This is a genomic window from Gemmatimonadota bacterium (assembly GCA_016712265.1).
Taxonomy (GTDB): Bacteria; Gemmatimonadota; Gemmatimonadetes; order Gemmatimonadales; family Gemmatimonadaceae; genus RBC101.
In genome coordinates, this window is record JADJRJ010000030.1 from 402,019 (window position 1) to 418,540 (window position 16,522).

A 16,522-nucleotide genomic window follows, 5' to 3' on the forward strand; every position below is an offset into this window, starting at 1 on the left:
CATGCGACGACAGGTCCTCCTGTATGGCCTTTTGGGCGGCCTTCTCATCGCCGGGCTGCGCTTCGTCGAGTACCGGTGGCTGATCATCGAGTACTCGGTGGAGATCTACGGTGGCATCGTCGCGACACTCTTTTCCGTGGTCGGGATCTGGTTGGGGCTTCGGCTGACCCGGCACAGGGAGACCGTCGTAGTTCGCGAGGTCCTTGTCCCGGCTCCGGCCGAGTTCACCCGCGACGAAGGCAGGATCGCCGAGCTGGGTTTGACCCCCCGCGAGCTTGAAGTGCTGGAGCTCATTGCGCAGGGGCTGTCCAATCGCGAAATCGCCGAACGGGTGTTTCTGAGCGAGAACACGGTCAAGACGCACTCGAGTCGCGTCTTCGAGAAACTGGACGTCAAACGGCGGACCCAGGCGGTCCAGCGCGGGAAAGAGCTGAGACTGATCCCCTGAGGCCACCGTGCTTGTCCTGGAGGTCCTGCTTCCGGGTGATTTTGGCCCCGAACCGCGAAAATCACCCGTTCGGGTGACGCAAAAAAGCGCCCGGGGACCCTACTCTCGGCCATTCCTCAACCCTCTGGAGTGACCCATGCGTCGTGTCGTTCTCACCTTCGGACTCATCGCCGGCGGCATCCTCGCCGCCTCGATGCTCCTTGCCCTTCCGTTTCGAGACCAGATCGGCCTCGACCGGGCCGTCGTGGTGGGCTACACGACGATGGTGTTGGCCTTTCTGATGATCTACTTCGGCGTCCGCTCCTATCGGGACAATGTGGCCGGTGGGTCCGTGTCGTTCGGGCGAGCGTTTGCGGTAGGCGGGTTGATCACGCTCGTGGCGACGGCGTGCTACGTCGTCACCTGGGAATTTGTGTACTTCAAGGTGACCCCGGATTACGGAGAGGCCTACGCGGCACAGGCGATTGAGAAGGCGCGCCAGTCGGGGGCCTCAGAGGCGGAACTGGCGGCGACTCAGAAGCAGATGGAGGAGTTCCAGATCATGTATGACAAGCCGCTGTACAACGCGGCTATCACCTTCCTGGAGCCGCTCCCCGTCGGCCTGTTGTTCACCCTGTTGACGGCCGGGATCATGAGTCGCCGCCGGCGCGACGGGGCTGGGCAGGGGGCGCTCGCCCGGGCCGGATGACCTTTGAGGCCGGGGTGTCTTGAGCCCTCGTTCGGGGCGCTGGCACGAACTCTGATTAGGTTACCCGCGTCACAACCTGCGCGTCGACTCAGACACCCTAGAGCCTCTACAAATCTCGTGACTGCACGCACCCTGTTTACCTCGGAGTCGGTGACGGAAGGGCATCCCGACAAGGTCGCAGACGCCATTTCGGACGCCGTCCTCGACGCCATCCTGGCCGATGATCCCCAGGCTCGTGTGGCCTGTGAGACCCTGGTCACCACCGGGCTGGCCGTGGTGGCTGGCGAGATCACGACGACCACCTGGGTCGACATCCCGGCCATCGTGCGCGGTACAATCCAGCGCATCGGGTACACCGACGCCAACTACGGCTTTGATGCGCACACCTGTGCCGTCATGAGCACGATCGACAAGCAGTCACCGGATATCGCCATGGGGGTCGACACCGGCGGTGCCGGCGACCAGGGGATGATGTTCGGGTACGCCACCGACGAGACGCCGGAGATGATGCCGGCCGCGATCATGTTGTCGCATCACCTCACCAAGGCGCTGGCCGACCACCGCAAGTCTGGCAACCTCAAGTGGCTGCGGCCGGATGGCAAGGCGCAGGTGACGGTTGTGTACGAGGGTGATCAGCCGGTCGCCGTCGACACCGTCGTTGTCTCCACGCAGCACGACGACAAGGTGACGATCGAGAAGATCCGCAAGGCGATCACTGCGGAGATCGTCGAGCCCTGTATCCCCAAGGAGTGGCGGAGGCAGAAGCCGACGTACCATATCAACCCGACCGGCCGGTTCGTCGTCGGTGGACCGCAGGGCGATGCCGGGTTGACCGGCCGCAAGATCATCGTTGATACCTACGGCGGCATGGGGCGGCACGGCGGCGGCGCCTTCTCCGGTAAGGATCCGTCCAAGGTCGACCGCTCCGCGTGTTATGCCGCGCGTTGGGTGGCCAAGAACGTCGTGGCGGCCGGGCTCGCGCGGCGCTGCGAGGTCCAGCTTGCCTACGCCATTGGCGTGGCCGAACCGGTCAGCGTCAACGTCAACACCTTTGGCACGGGAAGCGTGAGTGACGACGCGATCATCGCGGCGATCAACGAAACGTTCGACCTGACGCCGCGTGGCATCGGTGCCTCGCTCGACCTGCGGAAGCCCATTTACACTCCGACCTCGGCCTATGGCCACTTCGGACGGCCGTCGGAGAAGCTGACGTACGTGACCCGCGCCGAAAATGGCAAGAAGTCCCGGTCCGTGGCGGCTACGTCGTTCTCCTGGGAGCGGCTCGACAAGGTTGCCCAGCTGAAGCGCGCGGTGCGATAGTTCGGCAACACCCACGCGCAGGACCCCATGGAGCCGCTCGTTGAAGTTGTGGTTGGTCGCCTCGGGCTCGACGGCTCCTCCAACACCTACGTCGTCATCCTGCAGGAACGGGGAGGAGATCGCCTCCTCCCCATCTGGATTGGGCAGGCGGAGGCGGAGTCGATCCTGCTCGAGATGAACGGCGTTCGAAAGGAGCGGCCGCTCACCCACGACCTGTGCAAGGGCCTCATCGTGGGACTGGGGGCGCATCTCGATCGCGTGGAGATCACCCGCGTGGAATCGCGCACCTACTACGCCGAACTCCACCTCTCGCGTGCCGGCGAAGTGTATCGCGTCGATGCCCGCCCGTCCGACAGTATTGCCATCGCGTTGCGAACAGGCAGCCCGATGTTTGCCTCGGCCTCCCTGCTGGCCGAGACCGAACCCGACGGGGAAGGGGGCGCGCCCGACACACCCGTCGAGCCCGGCGCACGCGAAACGGGAGACCAGCTCACGCCGGAGCAGCTCAAACGACACCTCGAAGGGCTTCGCCCCGAGGACTTTGGCAAGTTCCGCCCGTGATGCGGCGGGTGATGGCCCTGCTGCTGCTGAGCGCCACGGTCGCGCCCGGGCAGGAGTTGCGGGCGCGCGGCCGCGTGATGTTGGCGTCCGAGTCAGGCGAGCGCGCCGTGCCGGGCGCCATGGTTACGCTGCACCAGATCGGGCCGACGTCCGGGCCGGTGGACTCCGCGCGAACGGACGCCGCGGGTCGCTACGCCTTCCGGATTTCCCGGCCGGATACCGGCGCCATGTACCTGGCCACCTCGCGCTACAGCGGGATTGCCTACTTCGCACCACCGGTGCGGGTGAGCGATTCCCTGGAGGCCCCCGGCGAGATTCACGTCTTCGACACGACGTCGGTGGATGCTCCGCTGCGGCAGGTCGGACGCCACGTCGTCGTGTCTGCTCCCAATGCACAGGGGCTGCGCGAGGTCGTGGAGGTCTGGGAACTCGGCAATGAAGGGCGGCGCACGCGCACCTCACCGCCTGGCAGGCCAGCGTTTGTCACACAGGTGCCGGCCGCCGCGACGAACGTACGCTCCACCCAGGGGGACTTTGCGGGGAGTGGGTCGGAGGTCGACGGACGTGACGTTCGGGTCATCGCGCCGGTGGCGCCGGGGGTGAGGCAGCTCGTAGTCACGTACGACCTGGTCCCTGGGGCCTTCCCGCTGACCGTGGCGGTTCCGGATTCCACCGCCGTGCTCGAGGTCCTCCTGGAGGAGGCTGGGGCCAGCGTGGACGACCCGAGGCTTCGGGCTCTCGGCGCGGTCCCGAGCGAGGGACGCAACTTCCTCCGGTTTCTTGGGGACGACGTTCCACCGGGGCCCCTGACCATCCGGGTCGCGCCCCCCGCCGTCAACGCGTCCTCCTGGCCGTGGATGCTCGGGCTCGGCGCGCTGTCCGCCGCCGCAGTCGTTTGGGCGTTGCGGCCCGCGCGTGGCCTACCGGCCGCCGCTGCTCGGCCGGCCGTCCCGGGGGAACGCGACGCCCTTCAGGCCATGGAGGCCGCCCTCACGATGCAACTGGAAGGGCCCGCGCTGGATCCGGTGGATCGCCGCCGGCTCGAGGAACACCGCGCGTCGGTTCGCGAGGCCCTCGATGCGATAGCCCGGGGAACTCCGCCCGGCTAGCTTGGGCGTCCCCATGTGGCGACGCGCAACAGCCTTCCTTACGACCCTCGTCCTGGGCGCCGCCTGCGCTTCCGGGGAGAGTCGGCGCGTCGCTGGTGGCGAAGTCCGTCGATTGGTGACCCTCGGTCCCTCGTTTACGGAGATCTCCTGGTTGCTGGGCGCGGGCGATCGCCTGGTCGGCCGATCGCGCTGGGATCGCTCCCCGGAGGCAGTTCAGGCGATCGCCGAGGTCGGCGATGCCATACGTCCGAACCTGGAACGCATCGTGGGGGCGCGCCCCGACCTCGTGGTCCTGTACCCCGCCGGCGACAATGCTCCCGCGATCGACGCGCTGACGCGGGCCGGCATTCCCGTCCTCGCCCTTCGGGTGGATCGCATCGCTGACTACCTCCACGCCCTCGATACGTTAGGCACGCTGCTGGGGGCGCGCCCCCGCGCCGATTCCATCCGACGGGCATTGGAGTCGACCCTGGATGCCGTCCGCCAGTTACCGTCCCCTGGGCGGCGCCCAACGGTTTTTGTACCAGTCTGGATGGAGCCCCCGATGACGGTGGGCGCCGGGAGTTTCATCTCCGAGCTGCTCACGCTGGCCGGCGCAGACAACATCTATCGCCATCGCCAGGAGCCCTCGTTCACCGTGGCGTTCGAGGACGTCCTGCGCCGCGATGCAGACGTCATTCTCGCCTCGCCCGCCGCCCGGGCGCGACTGCGCGAGGCGCCACCGTGGACGACGCTGAAGGCCGTGCGCGAGGAGCGCTGGTTGACACTGGACACCCTGACCATGTCCCAGCCGTCACGGCACATGGGCGATGCCGCGGCTGCGCTGGCGGCCGAGGTGCGGCGGATCGTGCCATGAGCGGTCGCGGGTCGTCCGCGGGGACGCTGCTCGTGCTGGTTGCCGCGTTGCTCCTCGCGGTGATTCTCTCGCTTGGCCTTGGCACGGTGCGCATCGAGGCGGGTGAGGTATGGCGCGCACTGTTCGGGGCGGCAGATGGGTCCGCGGCAGTCATCGTCCGCGATCTCCGGTTGCCCCGCGCGTTACTGGCGGCCACGGTTGGAGCGGCGTTAGGCGCCTCCGGGGCGGCGCTCCAGGTCTCGCTGCGGAATCCCCTGGCCGAGCCCTACCTGCTTGGTGTATCCGGCGGGGCTGCCGTGGGTGCGGTCACCGCGGTCACGGTGGGAGTTGCCGGCCTCGGCGGCATTGCCGGATTTGCCTTTCTCGGCGCCATGCTGGCCGTTGGCCTGGTGCTGGTCCTGGGCCGCGGCGGGGGATCCGAGCGATTGCTCATGGCCGGTGTGGTGACAGGGACCTTCGCCAACGCGGTCATCATGGTGCTCCTGTCCGACGCTGGTCCCACGGCGCAGCGTGGCGCGCTGTGGTGGATGATGGGGTCCGTTGCCGTGGCGCAGTGGCGGGACGTGGCCTTCCTCGCCGTGGCGCTCGTGTTGGCCGGTGGTGCCTTGTTGCACCAGGCGCGCGCGCTCGACCTCCTGGCCCTCGGCCCCGAGACGGCCGCCTCGCTTGGGGTGCAGCCGGAGCGCGTGGTGCAGCGGACCTTTGTGCTGGCGTCCCTCCTTGCCGCGACAACCGTCGCGACCGCGGGGCTGGTGGGTTTTGTGGGACTGATGGTGCCGCACCTCGCGCGGCGATGGCAGCGTCACCAGGGCGTCCGCGTGACGATGGGGGTCGCCGCACTTCTGGGCGCGATCCTGGTCCTGCTCGCCGACCTGATCGCGCGACTGGCGCGTTCGCCAGCAGAACTGCCGCTGGGGGCCATCACGGCGTTGTTTGGCGTCCCGTTCTTTTTCTGGCTGCTGCGGAGCTCGCGATGATTGACCTGCGCGACGTGACCGCTCGCTACCCTGGCGCCGCACGCGACGTATTGCGTTCGGTGTCCCTCCAAGCGCCCGGCGGACAGGTGACGGCGGTCGTTGGTCCGAACGGGAGCGGCAAGAGCACGGTGGTCCGGGCGCTCCTCGGGCGGGTCTCGGTGACGAGCGGTGCGCTGTGGCTTGACGGACAGCCGGTCGACGCATGGTCGCCAGTGGATCGCGCCCGCCGGATGTCCGTCGTCGTGCAGCGGGAGGAGCCGGTGTTCCCCATGCGCGTGCGCGACTACGTCGCGTTAGGACGTCACCCGTTCCGATCGCAGTGGGCCACCCTGACGGCCGAGGATGACGCGGCTATCGAGGTGGCCATCCGCGAAGCGGACGTGGCCCCGCTCACGGAGCGCACGACGGATGCCCTCTCCGGTGGGGAATGGCAGCGCGTGCGGTTGGCTCGGGCCTTGGCGCAGCAGGCGCAGGGCCTCGTGCTCGACGAACCCACCACCTTCCTGGATGTCGCCCATGAAATGGCCTGTTTCGAGACCCTCACACGGCTCGCCGCGCAGGGGCGCGCGGTCCTCGTGGTAAGCCACCAGCTCAACCTGGTGGCGCGGTTCGCGGACCACGTGGTCTTGCTCGCGTCGGGCCAGGTGGTGGCATCGGGGCAGGTGGCGGACGTGATGCGCGGCGAGGTGCTGGAGCAGGTGTATCAGTGGCCCCTGGTCGTTACCCGGGATCCCGCCGTGGGGGCGCCAGCGCTGGTTCCCCTGCGGCGCCCTCGATAGGGTTCGCCGATGTCCCTGGTCACCGATGCCATCGTGCTCCACGCGTTCGACTACCTGGAGACGTCGCGAATCCTGCGCCTCGCCACCCGCGACGGTGGTGTGGTCTCGGTTATTGCCCGGGGCGCGCGTCGATCCACTCGACGGTTTGGTTCCGCCATGGACCTCTTTGCCGAAGGCACGGCGACCATCGCCCATCGCCCGGGCCGCGACCTCCATCCGCTGGAGTCCTTTGATGTCCGCGCGGGACACGCGAGCCTGGCGAACGACCTCGACCGCTTCATGTCGGCGGCCATGCTCGCCGAGCTGGTGTTGCGCACGATGAGCGAGTCCGATCACGGCGCCGCCTTCGGCGCCCTCGCCGGCGCACTCACCCGGCTGCACCGTCGAGTGCGGGAGGATGCCCGGGCGGAAGGCCTCGCCAGCGCCTGGATGCTGGTGGGCGCCCTGGGGTTCGCCCCAACGATCGAAAGCTGTGCACGATGTCACGCCGAGCTGCCGATGGACGCCGATGCCTGGTTTTCCGCGGCCGGCGGCGGGGCGGTCTGCGCTGCGTGTCACGCGGCGGCGCGGGCCGGCCGACTCCTCCCCGCCGCGGCGCGCCGAACGCTCGCGGACTGGCTCGCCGGCATCGAGGCGCCATTCCCCAGTGCGCTCGACCTCCGCGCGCACGTGCGCCTGCTGCGCGAGTTCGTGCAGCGCCACCTGACGGACGACGTGGAACTGCGCGCGTTTGGCGCCTGGGCCGAACGGTTTGTGGGGCACGCATGATCGTCGGGACCGCCGGCCACATCGACCACGGCAAGACGACACTCGTGCGCGCGCTGACCGGGGTGAACACCGACCGACTCCCCGAGGAGCAGCGTCGCGGAATCACCATCGAACTCGGTTTCGCCCCGCTCGACTTGCCGGTCGTGGGTCGCGTCGGCGTCGTCGATGTCCCCGGTCACGAGGGGTTCATCCGAACGATGGTCGCTGGTGCCACGGGGGTGGACGTCGGTCTCCTCGTCATCGCGGCTGACGAGGGGGTCATGCCGCAGACGCGCGAGCACCTGGCCATCTTGCGGTTGCTCCAGGTTCGGTCGCTGGTCGTGGCCCTCACCAAGGCGGACCTTCCCGAGCCCGAGTGGCTCGACCTCGTCGCGGAGGACGTGCGGAGCCTGCTGGAGGAGACCCCATACGCCGCCGCCGCGATCCTGCCGGTGTCGGCGCGTACCGGCGATGGGCTCGACGCCCTGCGAGACGCGCTCGCCACGGCGCTCGCCGCGTCGTCCGAGCGGCAGGGCGATGACCTGTTCCGTCTGCCGATCGATCGCGTGTTCACCGTCCGAGGTACCGGCACCGTGGTCACTGGTACCTCCTGGTCCGGGACGGTCCGCGTGGGTGCCGACCTGCGGCTCTTCCCGGGCGACATGCCCGTGAGGGTGCGCGGAATCCAGATGCATGGCGACACCGTCGATGGGGCAGGCCCGGGGGCTCGGCTGGCCGTCGCGCTCACCGGCGTCGACCTCGGCCAGGTGCACCGCGGGATGACATTGACAGCTCCCGCCCCCTGGACCGGCACGACGCTCTTTCACGCGGAGGTTACCCTGGTGGACTCCGCCGGACCTTTCCGTCCCAGGGAGTGGATCCGGCTCCATGTTGGCACGGCAGAGGTTTCCGCACGAGTCGTCGCGGCCCAGGGATCACAGACGGCGCGGGTGGTCACTGAAGAGCCCGTGGTACTGCGCGCAGGGGACCGCTTCGTACTCCGGCGGTCTCAGCCGCTCGCCACCGTTGGCGGCGGGATCGTCATCGATCCGGCTCCCGGACGGGCACGGCGACGTCCCGCTGGCCCTTGGAACTCCGATCCCGCGGCGCGGCTCGAACACCTTGTGCGCGACGCGGGGGAGCACGGAGTGTCGCTACGCGAAATCCCGGTGCGCGTGGGGTGCCGGCCCCCTGAGGTCGCGGAGTTGGCGTCCCAATACGTACAGTTCCGGGATCGCGCCTATGCTCGGAGCGTTCTGCGTGACTACGAGCAAGTCGTTGAAGATCAAGTGCTTGCGTACTTGTCTTCACATGGTACGGAGGTCGGTGCTCCGCCGTCGAGCTGGGGTAACGCCAGATCGAATGCGCCCCTGCTGGAGTTCGCGGCCGATCGACTCGTCGGTGCCGGCCGCCTGGTGTTTCGCGGGCCGGCCCTCGCGCCGCCGGATTGGTCCCCGAGGCTGGACACGGGTCAACAAGAGGCGGCGACCTGGGTGATCGACCGGTTGCGGTCCGCCGGCCGTGAGCCTCCCTCTGTCGCTGAGCTGGGGGCGGAGTGGTCCGGCGCGGCGTTGCCGCAGGTGTTGCGGTACTTGGAACGCTCCGGGCGAGTTATCGCGGTGGAGCCGGACCGGTATTTCACTACTGAGGCGGTCAACGAAATGGTCGAGGGTCTCGTTGCCCATCTACGGGGGACGGCGGACGCAGAAACGCCGGCAACCCTGAGGGGAATTCTTGGGGTCTCACGCAAGTACCTGATGCCCTTTCTCGAATACTGTGACCGAGAACGCATCACGGAACGGCGGGGAGAAGGTAGGGTACTTGGCAGTCGTGGCGGCCTTTCTTGACAACCAACGGACGCGCGTCCTAGGTTGGCGGAGCAGGTCACTCATTCACGGCAAAACGGAGCAAGGCGCACTCAACTCTTTTGTCAGATCGGAGACACAAATGAACGGACGGTGGGCAATGCGCGGTGTGATGCTTGCCTGCCTGACGCTGGTTCCCGCGGCAAGCGGGGCCCAGTCCACCCAACGCAGTGCGGTTGATGCAGCTTCAGGTTCGACCCTGGGGCAGAACTACCCGAACCCGGTGACGCGCGAGACGACGATTCCGTTCTCGATCGGTCCCACAGCAGACTGTAGCCAGGATGCGGGTAAGCGGTATCGGGTGACACTGCGGGTCTACAACATGCTCGCGCAACTCGTCGCAATTCCGGGGTTGCGGTCGTCGAGCAGCGGAGGGACCGGGGGGGAGCAAGTGCGGGACGTGCAGCTCACGTGCGGCCAGTACACGGCGTGGTGGGACGGCACGCATCAGGGGACAGGACGGCAGGCTGCGTCCGGGATCTACCTGTACCGACTGGAAATCGATGGTCGGCCGATCGTCAGGCGGATGACAGTGATTCGATAAGGCAGCACTTCGCGAACGATGCGCAACGGTTCGAGATCCGGAGGTTCGGGTTTCGAACCGTTGCCTTTTGCAGGCAGTCCGGCCAGCATGACAGCACGGGCGGGTCGCGACGAGGCGAATATCCGCCAATGGGGCAGGCGACCACGGGCACCGGTCGTGCCTTTGAGGAGCCCAACGACACACCTCATTCCATGATCAATCCCGATCGCCTGACCGTGAAGTCCACCGAAGCGCTCAATGAGGCGCTCGGGTTGGCTCGCAAGAACGGGAACCCTCTCGTCTACGACCTGCACCTCCTGCACGCCTTGCTGGCGCAGGACGAGGGCATTGTCGGTCCCATCCTCCAGAAACTCGGCGTGAATCTCGCTGGCCTTCGCGAGGGAATCGACCGTGAGATGGCGCGTTATCCTCGGCAATCCGGGGCGCAACCCACCTTGTCCCGCGAGATGAACGGCGTCGTCGGGCGCGCGGAAGAGGAGGCCCGTGGCCTGGGGGACGACTACGTCTCGACCGAGCACTTGCTGCTCGCGCTCGCCGACACCAAGGGAACGGAGAGCAAGGCCCTCCTGTCCGCGGCGGGGATCGAACGCAAGGCGCTGCTCGAGGCCCTCCAAGCCGTCCGGGGGAGCCATCGGGTGACGGACCAGACGCCGGAGGAGAAGTACCAGGCGCTCCAACGATTCACGCGCGATCTCACCGAGCAGGCCCGGAAGGGCAAGCTCGACCCAGTCATCGGGCGAGACGAGGAGATTCGCCGTGTCATGCAGGTGCTCTCCCGGCGCACCAAGAACAACCCGGTGCTGATCGGCGAGCCGGGCGTGGGCAAGACGGCGATCGCCGAGGGATTGGCGCAGCGGATCGTCAATGGCGACGTGCCGGAGGGGCTGAAGAACAAGCGCCTGATCGCGCTCGACCTGGGCGCCCTGATTGCCGGGGCCAAGTTCCGCGGGGAGTTCGAGGAGCGACTCAAGGCCGTCCTCAAGGAAATCATCGACGCCCAAGGATTGTTCGTGGTGTTCATCGATGAGATGCACACGCTCGTTGGGGCTGGCAAGGCCGAAGGCTCCATGGACGCCGGCAACATGCTCAAGCCGATGCTCGCCCGCGGGGAGCTGCGCGTCGTTGGGGCCACGACCCTGGACGAGTACCGAAAACACGTGGAGAAGGACCCGGCGCTGGAACGCCGCTTCCAGCCGGTCTTTGTCGGGGAGCCCACCGTGGAAAGCTCCATCGCCATCCTCCGCGGGCTCAAGGAGCGGTACGAGGCGCACCACGGCGTGCGCATCACCGACGGGGCGATCGTGGCCGCGGCCACGCTCTCCAATCGCTACATCGGCGACCGGTTCCTGCCCGACAAGGCCATCGACCTCGTCGACGAGGCGGCGTCGCGCTTGCGCATCGAGATCGACTCCATGCCGCAGGAAATCGACGAGGTCGAGCGCCGCATCGTGCAGCTGGAAATCGAGCGACAAGCCCTGGTCAAGGAAACCGATCCCCAGGCCGTCGAGCGGCGCCAGGGCGTCGAGCGCGAGCTGGCGGAAGAACGCGAGAAGAGCGGCGGGATGAAGGCGCAGTGGCAGCGCGAAAAGGAAACCCTCGGCGCCGTCGGGACCATTAAGCAGCAGATCGAGGACGCCCGGGGCAAGCGGAGCAGGCGACCCGCGCCGGTGACCTCGGTCGTGCCGCCGAAATCCAGTACGGGACGATCCCCCAGCTGGAAGCGAAGCTCGCGGCCAGCGAAGGGCAGTTGGCCTCCCGGCAGGATGGCGGCACGCGGTTCCTCAAGGAAGAGGTGACCGCGGACGACATCGCCGAGGTGGTGTCGCGTTGGACGGGGATCCCCGTGACGCGAATGATGGAGAGTGAGCGGGAACGGTTGGCGAAGCTCGAGGACGAGCTGGCCAAGCGTGTGGTGGGACAGCGCGTCGCCGTGGAGGCCGTCTCCAATGCCGTCCGTCGCTCGCGGGCCGGGCTCCAGGATCCGCATCGGCCGATCGGCTCGTTCATCTTTCTCGGCCCAACCGGGGTAGGCAAGACGGAGACCGCGCGTGCGTTGGCCGAGTTCCTGTTCGATGACGAGCAGGCCATGGTGCGCATCGACATGTCGGAGTACATGGAGAAACACGCCGTGGCGCGACTCATCGGGGCGCCCCCGGGATACGTCGGCTACGAGGAGGGTGGCCAGCTGACGGAAGCGGTGCGCCGACGCCCGTACCAGGTGGTGCTGTTCGATGAGGTCGAGAAGGCGCACCCGGATGTCTTCAATATCCTGCTGCAGATCCTGGACGACGGGCGCCTGACCGACTCCCAGGGACGCACGGTCGACTTCCGCAACGTGGTCATCATCATGACGTCCAACCTGGGGTCGTCGTTCATCCTTGAACATGCTGCCAGTGATTGGAGCATGGTGGAGACCCAGGTGCAGGCCGCAATGCGGCAGCACTTCAAGCCGGAGTTCCTGAACCGCGTCGACGACACCGTCATCTTCAGGCCACTCGGTCGCGAGCACATCGACCGGATCGTTGACCTGCAACTCGAGCGTCTGCGCGGCCTGTTGGCCGACCGCAAGCTCACCCTGGAGTTGTCCGACGACGCCCGGACGGTCCTCGTGGACGAAGGCTACGATCCCGCCTTCGGGGCGCGCCCACTCAAGCGCACCATCCAGCGCCTGGTGCAGAATCCCCTGGCCCTGGCCATTCTCGAGGGGAAGTTCACCGAGGGCGACGCGATCCGCGCCACCGTTGGGCCGGACACCTCACTGGTGTTCGAGAAGGTCTCGTAGGTGCGTACGGACGACCTCTGGATGCAGGAAGCCCTCTCCCTCGCTGCCGAAGCGGCGAGGGCCGGCGATGTGCCCGTCGGAGCCGTGATCGTGGGCGAGGGCAGGGTGGTGGGGCGCGCGGGGAACCGCACGGTGCGCGATCAGGATCCCACGGCGCACGCCGAGGTGCTGGCCTTGCGCGAGGCGGCGCGCACCCTGGGTCGGTGGCGTCTGGACGACTGCACCCTGTACGTCACGTTGGAGCCGTGCGCCATGTGTGCGGGAGCGCTGGTGCTTGGGCGTGTCCGTCGGGTCGTGTTTGGCGCGTGGGACGAGAAGGCGGGGATGGTTGGGTCTGTTGGGGACCTGCTCCGGCACCCGAGGCTCAATCACCGCCCTGAGGTTCTGGGGGGGCTGTTGGCAGCCGAATCGGGCGCGATACTTACCGAGTTCTTCCGTGCGCGACGGCCTGCGTGATGACTGAGGCGGCGGCGTCCAACGCGTTGACGCCACACAACTTGACTGTTTAAGTTGCTTGGCTCTGTGAGGACAGGTGTCCGAGTGGCTGAAGGAGCCGGTCTCGAAAACCGGTGTACCGGTAACGGTACCGTGGGTTCGAATCCCACCCTGTCCGTGGACATGAGAACGAGGGTAAGAGGGTCGCGGGGTACGGAGTTACTCCACACCCGCTTACCCTCTCGCGCTGTCACCACCTGACTCGCTAACCTCTCGTTTCCTCAGGACAGGTGGCCGAGTGGTTGAAGGCGCACGCCTGGAAAGCGTGTGGTGGGGAAACTCACTCGCGGGTTCGAATCCCGCCCTGTCCGTGGCGGCGCTCCCAGTCGGGGCGCCGCCTTTTCTTGTATTCGCCCGGTTCATCGACGGTTCAAGCGCCGCGGTGTATGTTCGCAGCCCCACTTCACGCCAATCAGATGCCCAACGTCGGCGTACTTCATCCGCAGGTCGTCCATTTCGTCATTGCCCTCTGCCTGGTCGGCGTTGGCCTTCGGGTTGTCTCACTCCTCCGCAAGTGGCCGTGGATGAACCCGGCGGCGACCGCGCTGATCCTGCTCGGAACGGTCGCCGCCGTCGTGGCGGTGAAGAGCGGAGATGACGCGCACGGCCCGGCGGAGCGGGTGCCCGGCGCCCGGAACGCGGTCGTGGAACACGAAGAGTGGGGGGAACGCGCCCGAAACATCTTCTTGCTCATCGCAGCCGTGGAACTCGCAGCCCTGGCCATGGCGGAGAAGAATCGTCGCTTCCTCCACATGGCCAGCGCGGTGATCGGCCTGGGTGGCGTCTTTGCCATGTACGAAACCGGTGAACACGGTGGCGAACTCGTGTACTCCTACGCGGGGGGCGTCGGTATCCGTTCCGGCGATCCCGCCGACGTAGAGCGCCTCCTTATGGCCGGACTGTACCACCAGGCGATGCTCGATCGACGGGAGAATCGTGGCGAGGCTGCCGGCGCCCTGTTCGAGCAAATGGGCCGCCTGAGGCCGGCGGACTTTTCCGTCCAGCTCCTGGCCGTGGAATCGTTGCTTCGTGACCGAAATGATGTGGCGTCTGCGCGGCAGGCCGTGGAGTCCCTCAACGCCCCCGACGACCGTGGCAAGCGATCGCAGGCGCTCCTCAAGGTCGACATTTTGGCCGCCGCTGGCCACCGAGACTCCGCCCGGTCGATCCTCGAGCCCGTCATTGCCGGGCTGCCGGCCCCCAACGCGCGACTCCAGGCGAAGCTCGACTCCCTCAAGTAGTGACGCGTGGCACACACCCTGCCTTTCAAAGGGCAGGGTAGGTGCGACCTGACCGATGGTTGGGTCTACCTCATGTCCGTGTCACCTCAACCCGCCGAGATGCGAGCGCACTCTGTTGTGATGACTCGATTGGCCCGGGTTGCCCTGGCGGTGGTCGGCCTCGACCTCTCCTCCAAGGCGCTCGCGGACCGCTTTCTCAGCGGTTCAGACGTGGACATCCTGCCGTGGCTGCACCTGCACGTCGTGCACAACCTGCAAGGAGCCTTCGGCTGGTCTGCCGGGGCGTACACCTGGCAGCTGAACCTCGCGCTCACGATGTGCGCGGTGGTGTTCGTCTTTCCCGTGGCGCGAGACCTCGCCCGCGTTGATGCGCGATCGCCGCAGGCGCTCGGGCTGATCGTTGGCGGGGCATTGGGCAACCTGGCGTCGTTGGTTGGTCCCCCCGCCGGCGTCGCGGACTTCATCGCGTTGCAGGTGCGGCCAGGTCACGCGATCGTCCTGAACCTCGCCGACATCGCCGCGTACCTCGGGCTCGTGCTGATCATGCGGACGGGGTTCCGCTTGGTGGGAGCCATCCGTGCCGAGGCGCGGGAAGCCGCCGCCATCAAGGTGGGAAGTGTGTATGCTGCGCGGGATCTGGTGCGCGGCAAGCGCTCGGAGCGCATGGTCAACGACTGGAGCAACGTGGTTGACCTCGGCGTCGTGCGAGGTGACGGCCCGGCCGCCGATGACTCACGGGTGCCACGCCCGTTGGGCGCGGTCCCCCGACGGTCCGTGCGATTGGTGCCTACCAACGAACTGCCGACTCGCCCAGCAGTGATTGCCGACACGACGCCGGAGTAGGTGACCCGGGCCCAGCTCAGGCGTCCCCTGACTACCGGAAGATCTCGCCGGATTCAGTCACCTTGGCTCCATGGGCATCACGGTCACTCGCAAGCTGACGTTGGCGGGAAGCGTGCTGGTCGCGCTCGCGATCACCGCGGGCGTGGTCGCGCACGATGCGCTGGACTTGCTCACGGTCACGCTGCGCGTCGCGCGCGGTGACCTGCCCGTTCGCCTGGTGGACGATCTGGCACGCGGGGTGGAGCAGGGTCGCGTGCTGCTCGTCGCGGCTGCGTCCGTGTTGCTGGTGCTGGTGCCGTGGGCGGCGATCGTGCTGCGTCGCGAGCTGGAGCGCCGCCGCGCGGCAGAGACCGCCCTCGCCAACAGCGAGGCCAGGTTTCGCGCGGCGATGGAGGGGAGTCACGATTCGTTCTATGTGCTCCAGGCGGTCCGCGATGCCGCGGGCGTCGTGCTGGATTTCGAGTTCGTCGAGCTCAACGCCGAAGCGGAGCGGCTGCTTGGTGGCTCACGCGCCGAGATCATCGGCCAGCGCCTGTGCGAACTCGTCCCGTCCAACCGGACCAATGGCTTCTTCGCGCGCTACGTTCAGGTGATGCACTCCGGGGTTGCTGTGGAGGGAGAACACGAGATCCAGCAGGGCGAGATGAACGCGGCGTGGGTCCATGACCAGGTGGTGCCACTGGGCGACGGCGTCGCGATCACCTCGCGGGACGTTACCGAGCGCCACCAGCGCGAGGATACACTGCGTGCGCTCTCGCTGATGGATGAGCTCACGGGGCTGTACAACCGCCGCGGTTTCCTGACGCTGGCGCAGCAACAATTGAAGCTCGCCCGACGCGGTCAACGCGAACTGGTCCTGCTGTTCGTCGACATGGACGACTTCAAGGAGATCAACGACCGGTTCGGCCACAGCGAGGGTGACGTCGCCCTGCGCCGCACGGCGGCCATCCTGCAGCACACCTTCCGCGACTCCGACATCGTGGCCAGGCTCGGCGGTGACGAGTTTGTCGTCCTGGCAAGTGACATTGCGCATGGAACGGGCCCCCTGATCGTGGAACGCCTGCGGGCGGAGCTCCAGCTGCGCAACGAACGCGAGGGGTACCCGTACCGGCTTTCGTTCTCGGTGGGGTTGGCGACCTTCGATCCGGAGCGACCGCCCGAGATCGAGGAATTGCTGGCGACCGCGGACGCGATGTTGTACGAACAGAAGCGCCACAAGAACGAGACGGTAGGCGCCGCGAGCTGAGGTCGGGGGCTCGTGCTTCAA

General features: G+C 67.4%; 15 protein-coding genes, 2 tRNA genes and 1 pseudogene. All 18 read left to right on the plus strand.

What is annotated here, in order from left to right; genetic code table 11:
- The first annotated feature begins 1 nt into the window (after position 1).
- Positions 2 to 448, plus strand: a complete 447-nt coding sequence (locus IPK85_17050; GenBank protein MBK8249088.1) for a winged helix-turn-helix transcriptional regulator — start codon at positions 2 to 4, stop codon at positions 446 to 448.
- Between the two features lie 136 nt (positions 449 to 584).
- Entirely contained in the window at positions 585 to 1,136 is a 552-nt protein-coding gene (locus IPK85_17055; protein ID MBK8249089.1) for a DUF4199 domain-containing protein, read from the plus strand.
- Between the two features lie 117 nt (positions 1,137 to 1,253).
- Positions 1,254 to 2,456 (plus strand): methionine adenosyltransferase, encoded by a 1,203-nt coding sequence (locus tag IPK85_17060; GenBank protein ID MBK8249090.1) that lies wholly within the window; start codon positions 1,254 to 1,256, stop codon positions 2,454 to 2,456.
- Between the two features lie 27 nt (positions 2,457 to 2,483).
- Positions 2,484 to 3,017 (plus strand): bifunctional nuclease family protein, encoded by a 534-nt coding sequence (locus IPK85_17065; GenBank protein MBK8249091.1) that lies wholly within the window; start codon positions 2,484 to 2,486, stop codon positions 3,015 to 3,017.
- A gap of 11 nt (positions 3,018 to 3,028) precedes the next feature.
- Positions 3,029 to 4,126 (plus strand): hypothetical protein, encoded by a 1,098-nt coding sequence (locus IPK85_17070; protein MBK8249092.1) that lies wholly within the window; start codon positions 3,029 to 3,031, stop codon positions 4,124 to 4,126.
- A gap of 13 nt (positions 4,127 to 4,139) precedes the next feature.
- Positions 4,140 to 4,982 (plus strand): ABC transporter substrate-binding protein, encoded by an 843-nt coding sequence (locus IPK85_17075; protein ID MBK8249093.1) that lies wholly within the window; start codon positions 4,140 to 4,142, stop codon positions 4,980 to 4,982.
- Positions 4,979 to 5,959 (plus strand): iron ABC transporter permease, encoded by a 981-nt coding sequence (locus IPK85_17080; GenBank protein MBK8249094.1) that lies wholly within the window; start codon positions 4,979 to 4,981, stop codon positions 5,957 to 5,959. The genes IPK85_17075 and IPK85_17080 overlap by 4 nt, the downstream gene beginning before the upstream one ends.
- On the plus strand, positions 5,956 to 6,738 hold the full coding sequence (locus IPK85_17085; GenBank protein ID MBK8249095.1) for an ABC transporter ATP-binding protein: 783 nt from the start codon (positions 5,956 to 5,958) through the stop codon (positions 6,736 to 6,738). The genes IPK85_17080 and IPK85_17085 overlap by 4 nt, the downstream gene beginning before the upstream one ends.
- Positions 6,739 to 6,747: 9 nt before the next feature.
- The gene (gene recO / locus IPK85_17090) at positions 6,748 to 7,506 is read left to right on the plus strand and encodes a DNA repair protein RecO (GenBank protein MBK8249096.1); all 759 of its coding nucleotides are present in this window, start codon (positions 6,748 to 6,750) and stop codon (positions 7,504 to 7,506) included.
- A complete protein-coding gene (selB, locus tag IPK85_17095; GenBank protein ID MBK8249097.1) occupies positions 7,503 to 9,332 on the plus strand; it encodes a selenocysteine-specific translation elongation factor in 1,830 nt (609 codons plus the stop codon). The genes recO and selB overlap by 4 nt, the downstream gene beginning before the upstream one ends.
- 100 nt (positions 9,333 to 9,432) lie before the next feature.
- Positions 9,433 to 9,894: a hypothetical protein gene (locus IPK85_17100; protein ID MBK8249098.1), complete on the plus strand. Its 462-nt coding sequence runs from the start codon at positions 9,433 to 9,435 to the stop codon at positions 9,892 to 9,894.
- A gap of 194 nt (positions 9,895 to 10,088) precedes the next feature.
- Positions 10,089 to 12,676 (plus strand): annotated as a pseudogene (gene clpB / locus IPK85_17105) (ATP-dependent chaperone ClpB).
- Positions 12,677 to 12,697: 21 nt separating this feature from the next.
- Entirely contained in the window at positions 12,698 to 13,132 is a 435-nt protein-coding gene (locus tag IPK85_17110) for a nucleoside deaminase (protein ID MBK8249099.1), read from the plus strand.
- Positions 13,133 to 13,202: 70 nt separating this feature from the next.
- Positions 13,203 to 13,289: transfer RNA gene (locus IPK85_17115), tRNA-Ser, on the plus strand.
- Between the two features lie 106 nt (positions 13,290 to 13,395).
- Positions 13,396 to 13,482: transfer RNA gene (locus IPK85_17120), tRNA-Ser, on the plus strand.
- A gap of 105 nt (positions 13,483 to 13,587) precedes the next feature.
- The gene (locus IPK85_17125) at positions 13,588 to 14,412 is read left to right on the plus strand and encodes a hypothetical protein (GenBank protein ID MBK8249100.1); all 825 of its coding nucleotides are present in this window, start codon (positions 13,588 to 13,590) and stop codon (positions 14,410 to 14,412) included.
- Between the two features lie 120 nt (positions 14,413 to 14,532).
- Complete coding sequence (locus IPK85_17130; protein MBK8249101.1) at positions 14,533 to 15,255, plus strand: signal peptidase II; 723 nt, start codon at positions 14,533 to 14,535, stop codon at positions 15,253 to 15,255.
- 70 nt (positions 15,256 to 15,325) lie between these two features.
- Positions 15,326 to 16,501, plus strand: coding sequence for a GGDEF domain-containing protein (locus tag IPK85_17135; GenBank protein MBK8249102.1), 1,176 nt, complete (start codon positions 15,326 to 15,328; stop codon positions 16,499 to 16,501).
- Positions 16,502 to 16,522 lie beyond the last annotated feature (21 nt).

Bases quoted from the DNA above. Each gene is read 5' to 3' on its own strand.
- IPK85_17130 (MBK8249101.1), top strand. From the start codon at position 14,533: ATGACTCGATTGGCCCGGGTTGCCCTGGCGGTGGTCGGCCTCGACCTC.
- IPK85_17100 (MBK8249098.1), top strand. From the start codon at position 9,433: ATGAACGGACGGTGGGCAATGCGCGGTGTGATGCTTGCCTGCCTGACG.
- IPK85_17055 (MBK8249089.1), top strand. From the start codon at position 585: ATGCGTCGTGTCGTTCTCACCTTCGGACTCATCGCCGGCGGCATCCTC.
- selB (MBK8249097.1), top strand. From the start codon at position 7,503: ATGATCGTCGGGACCGCCGGCCACATCGACCACGGCAAGACGACACTC.
- IPK85_17070 (MBK8249092.1), top strand. From the start codon at position 3,029: ATGGCCCTGCTGCTGCTGAGCGCCACGGTCGCGCCCGGGCAGGAGTTG.
- recO (MBK8249096.1), top strand. From the start codon at position 6,748: ATGTCCCTGGTCACCGATGCCATCGTGCTCCACGCGTTCGACTACCTG.
- IPK85_17050 (MBK8249088.1), top strand. From the start codon at position 2: ATGCGACGACAGGTCCTCCTGTATGGCCTTTTGGGCGGCCTTCTCATC.
- IPK85_17075 (MBK8249093.1), top strand. From the start codon at position 4,140: ATGTGGCGACGCGCAACAGCCTTCCTTACGACCCTCGTCCTGGGCGCC.
- IPK85_17110 (MBK8249099.1), top strand. From the start codon at position 12,698: ATGCAGGAAGCCCTCTCCCTCGCTGCCGAAGCGGCGAGGGCCGGCGAT.
- IPK85_17065 (MBK8249091.1), top strand. From the start codon at position 2,484: ATGGAGCCGCTCGTTGAAGTTGTGGTTGGTCGCCTCGGGCTCGACGGC.
- IPK85_17080 (MBK8249094.1), top strand. From the start codon at position 4,979: ATGAGCGGTCGCGGGTCGTCCGCGGGGACGCTGCTCGTGCTGGTTGCC.
- IPK85_17125 (MBK8249100.1), top strand. From the start codon at position 13,588: ATGCCCAACGTCGGCGTACTTCATCCGCAGGTCGTCCATTTCGTCATT.
- IPK85_17135 (MBK8249102.1), top strand. From the start codon at position 15,326: ATGGGCATCACGGTCACTCGCAAGCTGACGTTGGCGGGAAGCGTGCTG.
- IPK85_17085 (MBK8249095.1), top strand. From the start codon at position 5,956: ATGATTGACCTGCGCGACGTGACCGCTCGCTACCCTGGCGCCGCACGC.